We start from the raw sequence: 16,928 nt of genomic DNA on the forward strand, positions 1-16,928 counted from the left end.
AGTAGCCGCTCATGGATATCGCCGAACTGCTGGCGTTTTCCGTAAAGAACAAAGCGTCCGACCTGCACCTGTCCGCAGGCCTGCCGCCGATGATCCGCGTGGACGGCGACGTTCGCCGGATCAACATCCCGGCCCTGGACCACAAGCAGGTCCATGCGCTGGTGTACGACATCATGTCCGACAAGCAGCGCCGCGATTACGAGGAATTCCTCGAAGTGGACTTCTCCTTCGAGATCCCGTCGCTGGCGCGCTTCCGTGTGAACGCGTTCAACCAGAACCGTGGCGCCGGTGCGGTGTTCCGTACCATTCCGTCCGAGGTGCTCACCCTCGAGGACCTGGCCTGCCCGCCGCTGTTCCGCGAGGTGATCCAGCAGCCGCAGGGCCTGATCCTGGTGACCGGCCCCACCGGTTCGGGCAAGTCGACCACGCTGGCGGCGATGATCGACTACATCAACAAGAACGAATACGGCCACATCCTCACCGTCGAGGATCCGATCGAATTCGTGCACACCTCGCAGAAGTGCCTGATCAACCAGCGCGAAGTGCACCGCGATACGCATGGCTTCAACGAAGCGCTGCGCTCGGCACTGCGTGAGGACCCGGACATCATCCTGGTGGGCGAACTTCGCGACCTGGAAACCATCCGCCTGGCACTGACCGCCGCGGAAACCGGCCACCTGGTGTTCGGAACCCTGCACACCAGCTCGGCGGCCAAGACCATCGACCGCATCATCGACGTGTTCCCGGCCGGCGAAAAGCCGATGGTGCGTTCGATGCTGTCCGAGTCGCTGCGTGCGGTGATCTCGCAGGCGCTGCTGAAGAAGGTTGGCGGCGGTCGTACCGCAGCGTGGGAAATCATGGTCGGCACCCCGGCCATCCGCAACCTGATCCGCGAAGACAAGGTGGCGCAGATGTACTCGGCCATCCAGACCGGCCAGCAGTACGGCATGATGACCCTGGACCAGCACCTGCAGGACCTGGTCAAGCGCAGCCTGATCACCCGCAACCAGGCCCGCGAGTACGCCAAGGACAAGCGCCTGTTCGAGTAAGGCGGGACAACCACGGGCGGCGTGCACCAGTGCGGCGCCGTCTCCGTGCCGTTTCCTCCACCGACCGTTTCCTGGTACATGCCCTCTTGGGAGCCCGCCGTGAACAGCACCGCGACCACCATCGATTTCACTTCGTTCCTCAAGCTGATGGCGCACCAGCGCGCCTCGGACCTGTTCATCACGGCCGGCATGCCGCCGGCGATGAAGGTCAACGGCAAGATCTCGCCGATCACCCAGACCCCGCTCACGCCGCAGCAGAGCCGCGACCTGGTCCTCAACGTGATGACCCCGGCGCAGCGCGAGGAATTCGAGAAGACGCACGAATGCAACTTCGCCATCGGCCTGTCCGGCGTCGGCCGCTTCCGCGTCAGCTGCTTCTACCAGCGCAACCAGGTCGGCATGGTGCTGCGTCGCATCGAGACGCGCATTCCGACCGTGGAAGAACTGAGCCTGCCGCCGATCATCAAGACGCTGGCGATGACCAAGCGCGGCATCATCCTGTTCGTCGGCGCCACCGGTACCGGTAAATCGACCTCGCTGGCAGCGATGATCGGTTACCGCAACCAGAACTCGACCGGCCACATCATCACCATCGAAGACCCGATCGAGTTCGTGCACAAGCACGAGGGCTGCATCATCACCCAGCGCGAAGTCGGCATCGATACCGACAGCTGGGAAGCCGCGCTGAAGAACACCCTGCGCCAGGCGCCGGACGTGATCATGATCGGCGAGGTGCGTACCCGCGAAGGCATGGATCACGCCATCGCGTTCGCCGAAACCGGCCACCTGGTGCTGTGCACCCTGCATGCGAACAACGCCAACCAGGCGATGGACCGCATCGTCAACTTCTTCCCGGAAGACCGCCGCAACCAGCTGCTGATGGACCTGTCGCTGAATCTCAAGGGCGTGGTCGCGCAACAGCTGGTGCCATCGCCCGATGGCCGCTCGCGCAAGGTGGCGATGGAGATCCTGCTGGGCACGCCGCTGGTGCAGGACTACATCCGCGACGGCGAGATCCACAAGCTGAAGGAAGTGATGAAGGACTCGGTCCAGCTGGGCATGAAGACCTTCGACCAGAGCCTGTTCGAGCTGTACCAGGCCGGCGAGATCAGCTACGAGGACGCGCTGCGCTACGCCGATTCGCAGAACGAGGTGCGCCTGCGCATCAAGCTCAGCCAGGGCGGCGACGCACGTACCCTGTCGCAGGGGCTGGACGGCGTGGAGATCTCCGAGATCCGTTGACCTGGCCGGCATCGGTCGTGGCTGGATTGATGAATTCCGGTCATGACCGACTGCGGCCGGGCTGGCTCAATCCAGCGCCACCACAGGCGTATCGTCATCACTCCCCCTCTGGAGCACGACGATGCAGACACGCGAACTGGGCCGCAGTGGCCTGAAGGTTTCCGCCCTCGGCCTGGGCTGCATGGGCCTGACCCATGCCTACGGGCAGCCGGTGGAGCAGGGCCAGGGCATCGCCCTGCTGCAGGCCGCCGTCGAGCGCGGCGTGACCTTCTTCGACACCGCCGAGGTGTATGGTCCGTACACCAACGAAGACCTGCTCGGCCGGGCGCTGGCGCCCTACCGCGACAGGCTGGTGATTGCCACCAAGTTCGGATTCAAGGGCGCGCGCACCGATGACGGCCTGGACAGCCGCCCCGAGAATATCCGTGCCGTTGCCGAAGCCAGCCTCAAGCGCCTGCGCACCGACCATATCGACCTGTTCTACCAGCACCGCGTCGACCCGAACGTGCCGATCGAGGATGTGGCTGGCACCGTGCGCGACTTGATCGCCGAAGGCAAGGTCGGCAACTTCGGGCTGTCAGAGGCGAGCGCTGCCACCGTGCGCCGCGCGCATGCGGTGCAGCCGGTTGCCGCCGTGCAGAGTGAGTACTCGCTGTGGTGGCGCGAACCGGAGCGCGAGTTGTTGCCGACGCTGCAGGAGCTGGGCATCGGCTTCGTGCCATTCAGCCCGCTTGGCCGCGGCTTCCTCACCGGCACGATCAACGCCGACACCACCTTCGATGCCAACGATTTCCGCAACAGCGTTCCGCGTTTCGAAGTGGAGGCGCGCCGCGCCAACCAGGCGCTGGTGGATCGCATCAGTACGATTGCCGCAGCACGGGGCGCGACGCCGGCGCAGGTGGCGCTGGCCTGGCTGCTGGCACAGGCGCCGTGGATCGTGCCGATCCCAGGCACCACCAAGATCCATCGCCTGGAAGAAAACCTGGGCGCGGCCGACCTGCAGCTGGCACCGGAGGAGCTGCAACGCATCGCACAGGCGCTGGACGAAGTGTCGATCGTCGGCGAGCGCTACAACGCGCAGCGCGCCGCCCAGGCCAAGGGCTGATCACCAGCTGGGTGCGGACCGTTGGTGGTGGGTGCGGACCGTTGGTCCGCACGCCTTGCCCCTCACCCCAGCGGCCCGCGCAGCGCATCAAGCACCGTGCGCATCGCCACGGTGACGTGGCGGCGCGACGGGTAGTACGCGTAGTAGCCATCGAAGTGCGGGCACCAGTCGTCCAGCACCGACTGCAGGCGGCCATCGTCCAGCATCGGCTGCACCTGGTCTTCCGGCAGCCAGGCCAGTCCGCTGCCGGCCAGCGCAGCGGCGCGGGTCATGCCCATGGTGTTGAACGTCCATTGCCCGCCAACGCGCACACTCAGTTCGTTGCCATCCTGGCCGAAATCCCACGGCATCAGTCCCCCATGCGTAGGCAGGCGCAGGGTCACGCAGTTGTGCTTGGCCAGGTCGTCCGGATGCTGCGGCACCACGTGCTGGCGGAAGTAGCTGGGTGCACCGACCACGCGCATGCGCAGCGGCGGGCTGATCGGCACCGCGACCATGTCGCGCGCCAGGCGCTCGCCGAGGCGGATGCCGATGTCGTAGCGCTCGGCGACGATGTCGGCCAGGCCATAGTCGGTGGTCAGTTCCACCTTCAGGTCCGGATAACGCTGCAACAACGGCGCCAGCCGCGGCCAAGCGATGTACTCGGCGGCATGGCCGGTGGCGTTGATGCGGATGGTGCCGGCCGGGCGTTCGCGGTACTCGGCCAGTGCGGCCAGCCCGTCCTCGATCTCGGCCAGGCGTGGGCCCAGGGTGTCGAGCAGGCGGGCACCGGCTTCGGTGGTCGATACGCTGCGGGTGGTACGGGTCAGCAGGCGCACGCCCAGGCGCTGTTCCAGGCCGCGCATGGCATGGCTGAGCGCGGACTGGGACACGCCCAGCTGGGCGGCGGCCCGGGTGAAGCTGCCCTCGCGGGCGACGTGGACGAAGGCCTGGAGGTCGTTGAGGTTTTCGCGGGGCATGCTGGAATGATACGGCCGGGCTGCGCCCGGCACCTGCCGAAGCAACGTCAACGGCCACGTCAACTTCAAAAACTGGCTATCCGTGAGATGGCGGGGTGGGCCCGGTTGAGGGGGACGCCGTAAACCCATCCATGGGGGCTTGGTCGCGGCATCCATGCCGCCTACACCCCCTCAACCGGACCCACCCCGCCTTCGACAGTTGGCTGCGGCCTGTCGGGCGAGGCGGGGTCGGACGTTTGGGTGTGTCGATTTCTGCGTCTGTGGTTCGTCGAATGAATGACTTCAACGGGAGCTGCACATGAGCACTGACACCAAGCCGAAAGGCCCGGCCTCGTATTTCCCCTCCATCGAGAAGACCTACGGGCAGCCGGTGGCGCACTGGTTCGGGTTGCTGGCCGGGAAGAAGGGCCTGAAACACATGGAACTGGTCAGCTTCCTGAAGAGTGAACATGGCTTGGGCCATGGCCATGCCAACGCACTGGTGGCTCACCATCTGGCCGGCAAGGGCTGAGCAGGCACCCCCGCGCTGAACGGTTGTCGGCGGCCTTGCTCCACCGGATGCAGGGGCGGGCAGACTGGGCGTCCATCCCCAGGCAGGACGCCCGCATGCAGGTCACGCTGGAAGCGATCACCCCCGACAACTACGAAGCGGTGTGCGACCTCGACGTCAGCGATGCGCAGCAGGGCTTCGTGGCCAGCAATACCTGGTCGCTGGTGCAGGCGGCGTTTCATCCCGGCTACCAGACCCGCGCCATCCAGGCCGATGGCGAGCTGGTCGGGTTCTTCATGTGGGTGCCGGAGACGCCGCAGCGGATGTCGATCTGGCGCTTCATGGTCGATCAACACTGGCAGGGCCGTGGCATCGGTCGACGCGCGCTGGAACTCGCGCTGGCGCAGATCCGGGCCACGCCCGGTCTGGCCGAGATCGAGATCTGCTACAACCCGCGCAATCCGGTGGCCGGCGCCTTCTACGGCAGCTTCGGGTTCGTCGAGACCGGGATGGACGACGACGGAGAGGACATGCTGGCCGTGCTGCCTGTAGCGGTCCCGGGATAACCTGAATGGGCGAATCTGACTGAACGATTTCATCTGCAACTGTCATGCAGATCGTGTCTAATACCGCTCCCCACCCGCTGTTCCCCACCCGCATGTCCCTTCCTTCCCATGGCCCCGCGCCGTGCGACGACGCTGACGGCCACCTGGTCACCGCCGGTCCGCTGACCCCGCCGCCCGACAGCGCCGGCACCACCGCCGACGAGAAAGCGTTGCGTCACTCGATCGCCGAGGACGTGCAGGGCATGGTGCTGGCCACGATGGTGGCCTCGCTGGGCCTGGCCATCTTCGCCAAGGGCGGGCTGATGATCGGCGGCATGGCGGGCATGGCCTTCCTGCTGCACTACGCGATGGGCTGGAACTTCGGCCTGGTGTTCGTGCTGGTCAACCTGCCGTTCTACTGGGTGGCGCTGCGGCGCATGGGCTGGGAATTCACCCTGAAGACCTTCGCTGCGGTCACCGCCTGTGGCGTGCTGACCGACCTGCTGCCGCGCTGGATCGACTTCTCGCACATCAACCCGCTGTATTCGGCGATCGTCGGTGGTGCCTTGTCCGGCCTCGGCATCCTGTTCTTCATCCGACACCGCGCCAGCCTTGGCGGCATCGGCATCCTGGCGGTGTACCTGCAGCGCACCCGAGGCTGGAGCGCCGGCAAGGTGCAGATGTCCTACGACGCCTGCCTGATGGTGGCCGCGTTCTTCGTGCTGTCGCCATCGAAGGTGCTGTACTCGGCCATCGGCGCGGTGGTGCTCAGCCTGGTGCTGATGTTCAACCACCGCCCCGGCCGTTACATGGGCGTGTGACCGTTCAACGGGGTTGCCGGCCAGCGGCCGGCACTACCGGCATCCACGCGCGGAGATCCCTCAGCGGGCGGCGGCCTGCAACCACGGCGGCGACAGCGTCAGCAGCCGCGCATGCACCGGGCAATCCTCGGCGTGCGCGCCGGGCAGGTAGCCCAGGCTCATCAGGAACTCGCCGGTGATCTCGCCACCGGTGAAGCGGAAGGTCTTCTTGAACAGCTTCACCCAGTCGGCCTTGCTGCGCGGGTGATGCGCATCCAGCCACGCCGCGAAGCTGCCATGACTGGCCCGCAGCTGCTGGATCACCTGCGCGTTGTGGATGGCGGCCAGTACCTTCAGCCGGTTGCGGATGATGCCCGCGTCCGATAGCAGGCGCTCGATGTCCTGCTCGGCATAGGCCGCCACGCGGTCGACATCGAAGCCGTCATAGGCCGCGCGGAAGCCCTCGCGCTTTTTCAGGATCGTCTCCCAGCTCAGCCCGGCCTGGTTGATTTCCAGCACCAGCCGCTCGAACAGTTCGCCCTCGTCACGCTGCGGGAAGCCGTACTCGTTGGCGTGGTAGTAGTCGTGCACCGGATGGCCCGGGGCGATGAGGCAGTAGCCGCTCATGGGGAAGACTCGCTGGATTCGGGTTCGGGATCGATGGCCACTGCGGGGCGCCCACCAATGGACAGCATCGGCCAGCGCGGCGGTTCAAGAGTGAGTTTGCCATCACGCAGCGCCTGGTTGATCGCCTCGGCCTGGCCGCTGGCGGTGCCGAACAGCGAACCGGCCCGGCGCCAGTGGGTGTCCCTGCCACGTGCGTACAGCACGCAGTCCGGCCCACGGATGGTGTACAGCTCGCACAGCAGCACTTCGCCGGTACCATCGCCGTCGAGGTCGCGATGCACGATCAGGCAGTCGCGCTCGCTCTGGGCGCAGGATTCGCCATCGATCGCGCGCGTGGCCAGTGCCTGCCACCAGTCGTCCGGTGGCGAGCTGGATCCCTTGGCCAGCTTCAACGCGCGCTGCAGGGCGACGACGTCCTGCGGCCCCTTGTCGAGGCGCTGGCCGTCATCCCAGCGCGAGGTACGTGCCAGCGCGGCAGCGATCACCTGTGGCGCGTTGGCATCGGCGGTGATGGCTGGATCACGCTGCAGCTCGCGCAGCGCCCGCACGCCGCGGTGGCCAAGATCGAAGCGCAGCACGTTGACGTCACTGCTGGTGATCGCGGGCGGGTCGGCACGCAGGCGCGCCAGCTGGCTGGACAGGGTCAGCCGCACCGGGTCCAGCAGCGGCGAGTTGCCCAGCAATGCCAGTGCCAGCACCGCCCAGCACATCCAGCGGTTGACCGGCTCCAGCATCTGCAACCAGCGGCGCTGCCGGCGCAGCACCGCCAGCGCGTAGCCCACGGCATAGCCGGCCACGGCCACTGCGACGAGTACCGCCCAGAACCGGTCCACGGTCCAGCCGTACTGCACCACGCGCAGCCCCAGTGCGTACAGCGCCAGTGCGGCGTAGACCGGCAGCGCCAGCAGGCTGGCTTCAACCAGACGGCGCAGCACGACGGGGTAGGGCGCGGTGTCGTCCCCCTGCTGGTAGACCGCATTGGTGAACGTCACCAGCAACAGCGACAGCACCAGCAGCAGGCTGGCGGCCGAGCGGGTCTTCCACAGCGGTTCCAGCCCGGTAAGCGGCAGGCTCAGCACGAACAATACGGCGATGAACGAGAGCAGCGGCAGCAGTCCGCGGCAGATCGCGAACAGCACCTGGCGGGTGATCTGGATCGCGCGGTGCTGGGTGCGCCCGATCAGCACGCCGAACCCGGCCAGGCTGCCGGTAGCCAGCGCAATGAAGGCATCCTGGCGGAACAGGTCGCGGAAGACGGTGACCTCCAGCAGCTGGAACAGCGCCGCCCACAGCCACAGCAGCAGCCAGGTGAGCCCGGTGAACAGTGCCGCCAGGGCGAGGGTCAAACCGTTCTGCCAGGCGCGCTCGAACAGCTCGGGGTAGCTGGCGCGCCAGTGCCCGTGCTGCAGCTGGAACTGCCACCAGGGCAGCACCACGAACACCGCCACGGCCATGCCCAGGGTCAGTGGAAACTGCAGCGCGCTCGACTCCAGCGCGGTCTCGCCAGTGAGGTTCCAGCCGATCCAGGCGGCCAGCGCCAGCACCACCGCCGAGCCGAGCACGGCCTGCAGCCACAGGCGGCGCTGGCCCAGCTCGACCAGGCTCAGCGCCACCGCGCTGGGAATGGCCAGCACCCAGGCGTACCAGCAGTAGCGCCAGCCGATATCGCGGAACGGCCACGCATCGGACAGTTCCTGCGCGGCATACAGCATCAGACCCTGCAGCAGGGCAATCAGGACGATGGCGCTGCGTGCCGGCAGGGTCAGGGGCGATGAAGACTGCATCGATGACCTTCCATGGCAAAGCACCATCCTAGCCCATCGCGGTTCGCCGCCATTGCGCGACCATCCCGCCCCCAGCAGGTAGAATGGGACCATGCCTGTAACGCCGACCTCCCTCGCCGATCACCTCCTCGTCGCGCTGCCGTCGCTGCTCGACGCGACCTTTGCCCGCAGCGTCGCGCTGATCTGCCAGCACGACGAGAACGGGGCGATGGGCGTGCTGGTCAACCAGCCTTCCGAGTACACGCTGGGTGAAGTGCTTGCCCAGATGGACATCACCACCGGTGACGGCGACCTGCAGGCGCGCATGGTGCTCAACGGCGGCCCGGTGCATCCCGAGCGCGGCTTCGTCATCCATGACGACGCGCGGGCGTGGGATTCCAGCCTGATCGTGGGTGACGGCCTGTACCTGACCACTTCGCGTGACATCCTTGAAGCGATGGCGCGTGGCGAAGGCCCGGCCAATGCCGTGGTCACCCTCGGCTGTGCCGGTTGGGGCGCAGGGCAGCTGGAAAGCGAGCTGTCCGAGAACAGCTGGCTGACCGTGCCGGCCGATGCCGAGCTGGTGTTCCAGCTGCCGCTGGAGCAGCGCTGGCAGGGTGCGGCCTCGCGCATCGGCGTGGACCTGTTCCGGCTGACCGACTACAGCGGCCATGTCTGAGCCGGCCACGCCCGTACCGGCTCCTGCTGTCCCGGCGATCCGCCGTGACGGCACCGTTCTGGGTTTCGACGTCGGCTCGCGGCGGATCGGCGTGGCCATCGGCAGTGCCTTCGCTGCGCATGCGCGCGCGGTGGCGGTGGTCGATGTGCACGGCAATGGCCCGGACTGGACCGCGATCGAACGCCTGCTCAAGGAATGGAAGCCCGACGGCCTGGTGGTCGGCGACCCGCTGACCCTGGACGGCCAGGACCAACCCAACCGCAAGCGCGCGCAGGGCTTCGCCCGCCAGCTGCGGGAACGTTTCAAGCTGCCGGTGGTGATGATCGACGAGCGTTCCAGCTCGGTCGAGGCCGCCCGCCGCTTCGCCGTCGAGCGCGCCGAAGGGCGCAAGCGCCGCCGTGATGCGGCCGCGCTCGATGCCGTGGCCGCGGCGGTGATCATCGACCGCTGGCTGTCGTCCCCCGACGACGCCACCCCCATTCCCTGACTGCCCGACACCGCCATGACCGCCCAGCAAATCGATGCCTCCGGACGCCTGCGCCACCTGCTGACCCTGGAGGGCCTGCCGCGCGGGACCCTGCTGCAGCTGCTTGACCGGGCAGGTCAGATCCGCGATGCCGCAGTCGGCCGCGTCGGCAACAAGCGCCACGTGCTGGCCGGTTCGGCGGTGTGCACGCTGTTCTTCGAGCCGTCCACGCGCACCCGCAGCTCATTCCAGCTGGCCGCGCAGCGCCTGGGCGCCGATGTGCTCAACTTCGATGCCTCGACCTCGTCCACCCGCAAGGGCGAAACCGCCTGCGATACGCTGCGCAACCTGGAAGCGATGGGCGTGCGCGGCTTCGTGGTGCGCCACCCGGAGGATGGCGCGGTAGCCGCACTGGCAGAAGCGGCGGGCGAGGGCACCGCACTGATCAACGCCGGTGACGGTCGCAGCGCGCACCCGACCCAGGGCCTGCTGGACATGCTGACCCTGCGCCAGGCCAAGGGCCCGGATTTCTCGAAGATGAAAGTGGTGATCGTCGGCGACGTGAAGCACTCGCGCGTGGCCCGCACCGACCTGCATGCGCTGCGCACGCTGGGCGTGGGTGAGATCCGCGTGTGCGGCCCGCAGTCGCTGCTGCCGGACGATGAGACCCTGAAGGGCTGCGTGGTCGGCGATGATTTCGACGCGATGCTGGAAGGCGTCGACGCGCTGATGATGCTGCGCCTGCAGCGCGAGCGCATGGAAGAAGGCCTGGTGCCGTCGCTGGAGCAGTACCACGCCCAGTACGGCCTGACCCGCGAGCGCCTGGCGCGCGCCGGCAAGGATGCCGCGGTGCTGCACCCGGGCCCGATCAACCGCGGCGTGGAAGTGACCGACGACGTGGCCGACGGCCCGCAGTCGTGGGTGCTGCGCCAGGTCGCCAACGGCGTCGCCGTGCGCATGGCCGTGCTGGAAACCCTGCTGGGCTGACCACGCGCTCTGGTAGGTGTCAATCTTGGTTGACACACTTGCCGCGCGGCTTGTCCGCGCACCGCTCTGGTAGATGCCAACCTTGGTTGGCACTATCCATCCGCGCCCAAGTTGTCGAGCGGATCACACGAAGCCCCAAGCTCCCATTCGCACCATGCATGGGGATATTGCCCAAGCCGCGTCGCCAGCCCGGCCCTGATCGGATTTCCCATCAGGTACATCGCATGCCGGTGCAACGATTCGTCAGAGCGGATCGCATGATCGTGATAGCAGGCCTGCCAGAAGCGCCCGACTCGCCCCAGCCACCGGTTTGCCTGCTGGGCTGTGCGCGACTTGAAACGCTTCATGACGGTTTCCAGCGTTCCCGCACGTAGTTCGACCAGCCAGTGGATGTGGTCGGGCATGACCACGTACGCAATCGAGCGGGTGAAGCCTTCCTGATCCAGTCGCTGGAATTCGCGGACTGCCAAGGCGGCCGCTGCGGCGTTGGTGAAGAGCGGCGCGCGGTCATGGACGACGGCGGTGAGGATATAGCTGAGGCCGATGCTGGAGCGACGACCGAGCAGGAGACGTGTGTTCTGCATGGAGCAAGCATGGACGGGCCTGCTTCCAGTGAACATCGGGGAATGGGCTGGTTTCAGGTAGGCGAGTGCCAACCAAGGTTGGCAACTACCAGAGCAGTCAGTGCCAACCAAGGTTGGCAACTACCAGGGCAGTCAATGCCAACCAAGGTTGGCAACTACTGAAGCTGCGGTTCAGCGCTTCTGCGCGAACAGCCATGCCCACATCGCCGGGTCGGCATAGGTGGCGTCCCAGGCGTTGTGGTTGCCTTCCGGGTACTCGGTGTAGCGCACGTCGCGTGCAGCGGCGCTCCGGAATGCGGCGTGCAGTCTGCGATCGTCGTCCGGTGGCACTACATCATCCAGCGCACCGTGGAAGATCCAGATCGGCGTGCCTCTCAGGCGCTGGGCGATGGCCGCATACGGATCGGTTTCCTGGGCGACCTGCTCGACGAACAGGGTCGGGCGCACCGCGCGCGGCGCCAGCACCGCGCCGCACACGGGCACGATCGCGGCGAAGCGCCCGGGGTCATCCAGCGCGATGTTCCAGCTCCCATAGCCGCCCATCGACATCCCGGTCAGGTACTGCCGTGAGCGATCGGCACCGAACTCGGCGATGGTGGCGTCCAGGGCGGCCAGCGCAACGCGGTTGTTGCGCCCGCTCCATTCCTGGTGGCCCGGCACCTGGGGGAATACGGCCAATGCGGGGAAGTCGGCCGCGTGCCTGCGCAGGTGCGGCCCCAGCCCCGCATGGGTCTGCTTGACACCGTCGCCGCCACGCTCGCCGGAGCCGTGCAGGAACAGGATGACCGGGAGTCTGGTGGGAGCGGTGGCCTGAACGCCGGCCGGAATGAACACCTGGTAGTAGGCGGTCTCGCCGTCCACCTTCACTGCGCGGCCCTCGAAGCGGCCGCGCGCGCTGTCCGGCAGCGAAGTGCAACCGCTCATCATCAGAAAGGCCAGCAGTGGCAGCCAGCGCGACATCGATCGGACCATGGGATTTCCCGGGGCGGCAGGGTCAGCTGCATCCTAGCCCGCCGCAGGTCAACGCGGCATCGTGCGGCGCGTCACTCCGGTCGCGGGAAACTGGCAATGATGTCCAGCTGCTCCTGCGCTTCGGCATTGCCCTCGGCGGCGGCCGCCTGCACCTGCGCGATGTCCGGATGCAGCACCACCAGCAGCGGGTTCTCGCAGACCGGGCAGGCGTACTCGGTGGCGTCCTCGTCCAGCTCCATCTCCATGGCACGCGAGCTGCCCTTCCATTCGCAGGCCGGGCAGGTGTGCTGCTGGTCGCGCCAGCCGGGCTGGAAATAGTTTTCGATCGTGGTGGCCATGGGTGTCCAGTTGGAAACGGGTCAGAGCCCCGCGCAGCGGGAGATCCGACCCTGGGTTTTGGCGTGGGTCGGAACTCCGCGCGGCGGGGATCGGACCCTGCAGGGTTCAGTGCAGCAGCACCAGCGTGGCCAGGCCGAGGAAGGTGAAGAAGCCCATCGAGTCGGTCACGGCGGTCAGGAAGATGCCGCTGGCCAGCGCCGGGTCGAAGCCGAAGCGTTTCAGGGTCAGTGGCACCAGCACGCCGGCCAGGGCGGCGAACAGCAGGTTGCAGGTCAGCGCGATGGCGATCACCGCCGACAGCCCGGGCGAGTGGAACCAGGCCAGCACGATCAGCCCCAGCACGGAACCCAGCATCACGCCGTTCAACAAGGCGACCCGCACCTCCTTCCACAGCAGCGTGCGCGCGTTGGACGCGCCTACCTGGCCCAGTGCCAGGCCGCGCACCATCAGCGCCAGCACCTGGGTACCGGCATTGCCGCCCAGGCCCGCCACGATCGGCATCAGCACGGCCAGCGCCACCAGCTTGTCGATGGTGCCTTCGAAGTGGCCGACCACGCTGGAGGCCAGGAAGGCGGTGCACAGGTTCACCGACAGCCACATCAAGCGCCGGCGCATGGCGCGCCAGACCGGGCTGAACAGGTCTTCGTCCTCGTCCAGGCCGGCGGCGCCCAGTGCCTGGTGCTCGGCCTGGCCACGGATGATGTCGACCACGTCATCGATGGTGATGCGGCCGATCAGGATGTTGTTGTCGTCCACCACCGGCGCGGAGATCCAGTCATGGTCGGAGAACTGGCGGGCGACCTCCTGGTCGCTCTCGCCGACGTCAATGGCCGGCTGCTCGTCGTCGATCAGGCGGTTGATCGGGGTGGTGTCCTCGTGGGTCACCAGTGCCGCCAGCGACACCCGGCCGAGGTACTGATGGCGCCGGCTGACCACGAACAGGTGATCGGTATGGTCCGGCAGTTCGCCGCGCAGGCGCAGGTAGCGCAGCACCACGTCGACATTGACGTCGGCGCGCACGGTCACCACGTCCGGGTTCATCAGGCGGCCGGCGCTGTCCTCGGGATAGGACAGCACCTGCTCCAGGCGCTCGCGGTTCTCGCGGTCCATCGACTTGAGGACCTCGTCGATGACCGTATCGGGCAGGTCTTCGACCAGGTCGGCCAGGTCGTCGATGTCCAGGTCTTCGACCGCGGCGATGATCTCGTCCGGGTCCATGTCCGCGAGCAGGCTCTCGCGCACGTCTTCGCCGACGTGGACCAGCACCTCGCCGTCATCTTCCGGATCAACCAGGCCCCACACCACCTCGCGCTTGCCCGGCGGCAGCGATTCAAGCAGGTTGCCGATCTCGGCCGGGGCCAGGGTGTTGACCAGCCGACGTACCGGGCCCAGCCGGCCGCTGTCCAGTGCATCGGACAACATCCGCAGTTGGCGCGCAGTCTTGTCGTGGCGTACAGCTTCAGCCATCGCAGCTCCCGCGGGATAAGAAAAGCCGCGATCCCGGCAAGGATGCGGCAACAGGGGTGTTCAGCGCGTCATTATCGCAAGGGGATGTTTCAACGCATAGCCGCCGGGTGGCGGTAGTGCCGGCCGCTGGCCGGCAACCTCTTGGCCTTCAACGAGACGGGGCCAGATCCTTTTTCCCGCGGAAAAGGGATCTGACCCCAGGCGTGCATGCCCGGCGAGCGGGTGGTGTCAGGGCGTATCGGCCACCAGCGCCAGCCAGCGTTCGATGGCGCGGCGGTCGCGCGCGGCCAGCAGCTTCGGGGCACGGGCGCGCAGCGCACCCAGATCGGCTTCGCGGATGGCACGGCGCACCTCCAGCAACGTACCGGGATGCAGGCTGAACTCGCTCAGGCCCAGCGCCAGCAGCAACGGGGTCATCCGCGCATCACCGGCCATCTCGCCGCAGACCGCCACCGGAATGCGGTGGCGTGCGCCGGTCTCGATCACCATCTGCAACAGCCGCAGCACCGCCGGGTGCAACGGTGAATACAACTCACCCAGCGCCTCGTTGTTGCGGTCGGCGGCCAGCAGGTACTGCACCAGGTCGTTGGTGCCGATCGACAGGAAATCGACCAGATCGATGAAACTCTCCAGCGCCAATGCCGCCGCCGGGACTTCGATCATCGCGCCCAGCGGCACGTGCTCGGACACCATATGGCCTTCGCTGCGCAGCTGTTCGCTCAGCTTGAGCATGCGCCGGCGCACCGCCAGCAGTTCCTCGCGGGTGCTGACCATCGGCACCAGCACGCGCAGCTTGCCGTAGGCCGAGGCGCGCAGGATCGCGCGCAGCTGGGTGTCGGCCACCTTGGGCCGTGCCAGCGACAGGCGCACGCCGCGCAGGCCCAGTGCCGGGTTCTCTTCGTTGCTCAGGGTCAGGCCGGTACGATCAGCCTTGTCCGCACCCAGGTCGAGCGTGCGGATGGTCACCGGCCGGCCGCTCATGCCCAGTGCGGCATCACGGTAGGTCTGGAACTGTTCTTCTTCGTCCGGCAGCTCGTTGCGCTGCAGGAACAGGAATTCGGTGCGATATAGGCCCAGCCCCTGCGCGCCCAGCGCATGCGCCTGGGTGACGTCCTCCAGCGATTCGGCATTGGCCAGCAAGGCAATGTCGACCTGGTCGCGGGTACGGCTGGGCTTGCTGCGCAGGCGGCCAAGCTCGCGCTGCTCGCGCGCGTGTTCCTTCAGGCGTGCGCGGTAGTCACGCAGGTTGTCGGCCAGCGGGTTGACGGTGATGCTGCCGTCGGCACCGTCGATGATCAGCACGTCGCCGTCGGCGACGCGGCTGAGCAGTTGCGGCACATTGACGATCAGGGGCAGGTGCAGGCTGCGCGCCAGGATCGCGCTGTGCGACAGCGCGCTGCCGGCGGCGGTGACGATGCCGACCACCCCCTGCGCCTGCAGCTGCGCCAGTTCGGATGGGGCGATGTTGTCGCAGACCAGGATCTCGCCGGCCAGGCCCTTCATCACCGGCGGGCGTTCGGGTTGCAGGAAGGCGTGGATGCGGCCGATCACATGGTCGAGATCGTCCATGCGGCTCTTCAGGTAGGCATCGTCCATGCCATCGAAGACCTTGGCCAGGCGGTCACGCTGCAGGCGCAGCGCGTAGCCGGCACTGTACGGGCCGCTGCGGATCAGTTCGTCCAGGCCATACAGCAGCTCGGGGTCGTCCAGCAGCAACGCGTGCAGGTCGAGGAACTCGCCCACTTCCTGGTTCAGTGCGCCATGCAGGCGCTGACGCAGTTCGTGCATTTCCGTACGCGCGGCATCCAGCGCACGGTGCAGGCGGGCCAGTTCGGCCTCGACCTGGTGTGCGGCCACGCGTTGCTCGGCCACTTCCAGTGCATGCGGCAGCCGCACGCGCGCCCGGCCCATCGCCGTTCCGCGCGCCGCGCCATGGCCGGCCAACAGCTGTACCGGCCGTTGGCCGGAAGGGAGCTGGCCGGCGCGTGCGCGTGGCACGCTCAGCTGTCCTCGTCGAAGCGGCGTTCGAACAGGCCGACCACCGCCTCCATCGCGGCGGCTTCATCTTCGCCGTTGATGCGCACGGTGACCGGAGTGCCCTGGCCGGCGGCCAGCAGCATCACGCCCATGATGCTCTTGGCGTTGATCTCACGGCCCTTGGCGGCCATGGTCACGTTGCAGCGGAACGGCGCCAGGGTCTGCACCAGCTTGGCGGTGGCCCGGGCATGCAGGCCCAGGCGGTTGCTGACGGTGAGTTCTCGTTCAAGCATCGTCGACTATCGCTCCATTACGGGTACCCGCCGCGGCTGTGGCGGGCAGTTGATCCAGTCCCTGTTCCGGATAATTCATCACCCGCAGCAACATCGGCAGGCTCAGTGCCGACACCCGGCGAACCGGGGTCCCCAGCCGGGCCAGCTGCCCTGCAAGGTTGGCGGGGCTGGCGCCGTACAGGTCGGTCAGGATCAGCACGCCCTCACCACTGTCGACCCGCCGCAGGGCGGCCGAGGCGAGCGGGAGCAGGGCGTCCATGTCTGCGTCGAACGGTACTTCGAAAGCTTCGGTTTTCAGCGGCAATTGCCGCAGGAGCCGGGTCGCCACGTCAAGCAGGGCGGTCCCGACCCCGGGATGTGTTACGAGGAGAATGCCACAGGTCATTACTGCACGTTAACAGGTCAAGGTGAATCGGCGATAGCAGCAGATGAGGGGCACTGTGTCCCGTATTCAGCGTTATCGGGGTCAGAGCCCTTTTCCCCTGGAAAAGGGATCCGACCCCATGCGTTTTTCGATGCCTGGCAGCGATTCATCCACGCATGGTGTGGATCCATCGTGTCGACCAAGGTCGACACCTACCAAC

Annotated in this window: 19 protein-coding genes; 9 read left to right on the top strand and 10 right to left on the bottom strand. The window is 67.2% G+C overall.

What is annotated here, in order from left to right; all coding sequences use genetic code 11:
- Nucleotides 1-11: 11 nt before the first annotated feature.
- The 3 genes from AC5P7F_RS07260 to AC5P7F_RS07270 all read left to right on the top strand — a co-directional run bounded on the left by AC5P7F_RS07260 (nucleotide 12) and on the right by AC5P7F_RS07270 (nucleotide 3,396).
- Nucleotides 12-1,049, top strand: coding sequence for a type IV pilus twitching motility protein PilT (locus AC5P7F_RS07260; RefSeq protein ID WP_004147099.1), 1,038 nt, complete (start codon nucleotides 12-14; stop codon nucleotides 1,047-1,049).
- A 78-nt stretch (nucleotides 1,050-1,127) separates the two neighbouring features.
- Nucleotides 1,128-2,291 (top strand): PilT/PilU family type 4a pilus ATPase, encoded by a 1,164-nt coding sequence (locus tag AC5P7F_RS07265; protein WP_042358565.1) that lies wholly within the window; start codon nucleotides 1,128-1,130, stop codon nucleotides 2,289-2,291.
- Between the two features lie 121 nt (nucleotides 2,292-2,412).
- On the top strand, nucleotides 2,413-3,396 hold the full coding sequence (locus tag AC5P7F_RS07270) for an aldo/keto reductase (protein ID WP_164077238.1): 984 nt from the start codon (nucleotides 2,413-2,415) through the stop codon (nucleotides 3,394-3,396).
- 62 nt (nucleotides 3,397-3,458) lie between these two features.
- On the opposite strand, the gene AC5P7F_RS07275 is transcribed toward AC5P7F_RS07270, so the two are convergent.
- Entirely contained in the window at nucleotides 3,459-4,355 is an 897-nt protein-coding gene (locus AC5P7F_RS07275) for a LysR family transcriptional regulator (RefSeq protein ID WP_014646219.1), read from the bottom strand.
- A 298-nt stretch (nucleotides 4,356-4,653) separates the two neighbouring features.
- Here AC5P7F_RS07275 and AC5P7F_RS07280 point away from each other — a divergent pair, with 298 nt between their 5' ends.
- The 3 genes from AC5P7F_RS07280 to AC5P7F_RS07290 all read left to right on the top strand — a co-directional run bounded on the left by AC5P7F_RS07280 (nucleotide 4,654) and on the right by AC5P7F_RS07290 (nucleotide 6,211).
- On the top strand, nucleotides 4,654-4,866 hold the full coding sequence (locus AC5P7F_RS07280) for a DUF4287 domain-containing protein (RefSeq protein ID WP_014646220.1): 213 nt from the start codon (nucleotides 4,654-4,656) through the stop codon (nucleotides 4,864-4,866).
- 95 nt (nucleotides 4,867-4,961) lie between these two features.
- Nucleotides 4,962-5,411 (top strand): GNAT family N-acetyltransferase, encoded by a 450-nt coding sequence (locus AC5P7F_RS07285; protein WP_032958497.1) that lies wholly within the window; start codon nucleotides 4,962-4,964, stop codon nucleotides 5,409-5,411.
- A gap of 92 nt (nucleotides 5,412-5,503) precedes the next feature.
- Nucleotides 5,504-6,211 (top strand): YitT family protein, encoded by a 708-nt coding sequence (locus AC5P7F_RS07290; protein ID WP_014036228.1) that lies wholly within the window; start codon nucleotides 5,504-5,506, stop codon nucleotides 6,209-6,211.
- A 60-nt stretch (nucleotides 6,212-6,271) separates the two neighbouring features.
- Here the strand turns inward: AC5P7F_RS07290 and AC5P7F_RS07295 are convergent, their stop codons facing one another.
- Together AC5P7F_RS07295 and AC5P7F_RS07300 are read right to left on the bottom strand one after the other, a co-directional pair.
- Nucleotides 6,272-6,817 carry a DNA-3-methyladenine glycosylase I gene (locus tag AC5P7F_RS07295; RefSeq protein ID WP_014646222.1) on the bottom strand — a complete coding sequence of 182 codons (546 nt, stop codon included), beginning with the start codon at nucleotides 6,815-6,817 and terminating at the stop codon, nucleotides 6,272-6,274.
- Complete coding sequence (locus AC5P7F_RS07300; protein WP_164077237.1) at nucleotides 6,814-8,601, bottom strand: DUF4153 domain-containing protein; 1,788 nt, start codon at nucleotides 8,599-8,601, stop codon at nucleotides 6,814-6,816. The genes AC5P7F_RS07295 and AC5P7F_RS07300 overlap by 4 nt, the downstream gene beginning before the upstream one ends.
- 91 nt (nucleotides 8,602-8,692) lie before the next feature.
- On the opposite strand from AC5P7F_RS07300, the gene AC5P7F_RS07305 reads away from it, so the two are divergent.
- The 3 genes from AC5P7F_RS07305 to AC5P7F_RS07315 are packed head-to-tail and all read left to right on the top strand — an operon-like array spanning nucleotide 8,693 to nucleotide 10,712.
- On the top strand, nucleotides 8,693-9,259 hold the full coding sequence (locus tag AC5P7F_RS07305) for a YqgE/AlgH family protein (RefSeq protein WP_014646224.1): 567 nt from the start codon (nucleotides 8,693-8,695) through the stop codon (nucleotides 9,257-9,259).
- Nucleotides 9,252-9,746 carry a Holliday junction resolvase RuvX gene (ruvX, locus tag AC5P7F_RS07310; RefSeq protein ID WP_046429259.1) on the top strand — a complete coding sequence of 165 codons (495 nt, stop codon included), beginning with the start codon at nucleotides 9,252-9,254 and terminating at the stop codon, nucleotides 9,744-9,746. Before AC5P7F_RS07305 ends, ruvX begins: the two co-directional genes overlap by 8 nt.
- A 15-nt stretch (nucleotides 9,747-9,761) precedes the next feature.
- Nucleotides 9,762-10,712 (top strand): aspartate carbamoyltransferase catalytic subunit, encoded by a 951-nt coding sequence (locus AC5P7F_RS07315; protein WP_014646226.1) that lies wholly within the window; start codon nucleotides 9,762-9,764, stop codon nucleotides 10,710-10,712.
- A 92-nt stretch (nucleotides 10,713-10,804) separates the two neighbouring features.
- Here AC5P7F_RS07315 and AC5P7F_RS07320 read toward each other — a convergent pair whose 3' ends face one another.
- The 7 genes from AC5P7F_RS07320 to AC5P7F_RS07350 form a co-directional block, all read right to left on the bottom strand.
- Nucleotides 10,805-11,296: an REP-associated tyrosine transposase gene (locus tag AC5P7F_RS07320; RefSeq protein ID WP_164077236.1), complete on the bottom strand. Its 492-nt coding sequence runs from the start codon at nucleotides 11,294-11,296 to the stop codon at nucleotides 10,805-10,807.
- Between the two features lie 171 nt (nucleotides 11,297-11,467).
- Complete coding sequence (locus AC5P7F_RS07325; RefSeq protein ID WP_080469254.1) at nucleotides 11,468-12,268, bottom strand: carboxylesterase family protein; 801 nt, start codon at nucleotides 12,266-12,268, stop codon at nucleotides 11,468-11,470.
- A 71-nt stretch (nucleotides 12,269-12,339) separates the two neighbouring features.
- On the bottom strand, nucleotides 12,340-12,606 hold the full coding sequence (locus tag AC5P7F_RS07330) for a hypothetical protein (RefSeq protein ID WP_032958486.1): 267 nt from the start codon (nucleotides 12,604-12,606) through the stop codon (nucleotides 12,340-12,342).
- A 106-nt stretch (nucleotides 12,607-12,712) separates the two neighbouring features.
- Entirely contained in the window at nucleotides 12,713-14,074 is a 1,362-nt protein-coding gene (mgtE, locus tag AC5P7F_RS07335) for a magnesium transporter (RefSeq protein ID WP_008266103.1), read from the bottom strand.
- Nucleotides 14,075-14,302: 228 nt separating this feature from the next.
- Nucleotides 14,303-16,072, bottom strand: a complete 1,770-nt coding sequence (ptsP, locus tag AC5P7F_RS07340; RefSeq protein WP_032958484.1) for a phosphoenolpyruvate--protein phosphotransferase — start codon at nucleotides 16,070-16,072, stop codon at nucleotides 14,303-14,305.
- Nucleotides 16,073-16,074: 2 nt separating this feature from the next.
- Nucleotides 16,075-16,344 (bottom strand): HPr family phosphocarrier protein, encoded by a 270-nt coding sequence (locus AC5P7F_RS07345; RefSeq protein WP_005408385.1) that lies wholly within the window; start codon nucleotides 16,342-16,344, stop codon nucleotides 16,075-16,077.
- Complete coding sequence (locus tag AC5P7F_RS07350) at nucleotides 16,337-16,729, bottom strand: PTS sugar transporter subunit IIA (protein ID WP_032958481.1); 393 nt, start codon at nucleotides 16,727-16,729, stop codon at nucleotides 16,337-16,339. Before AC5P7F_RS07350 ends, AC5P7F_RS07345 begins: the two co-directional genes overlap by 8 nt.
- Nucleotides 16,730-16,928: the final 199 nt, after the last annotated feature.

The sequence above is a fragment of the Stenotrophomonas sp. YJH_SMC_105-26 genome, assembly GCF_059368915.1.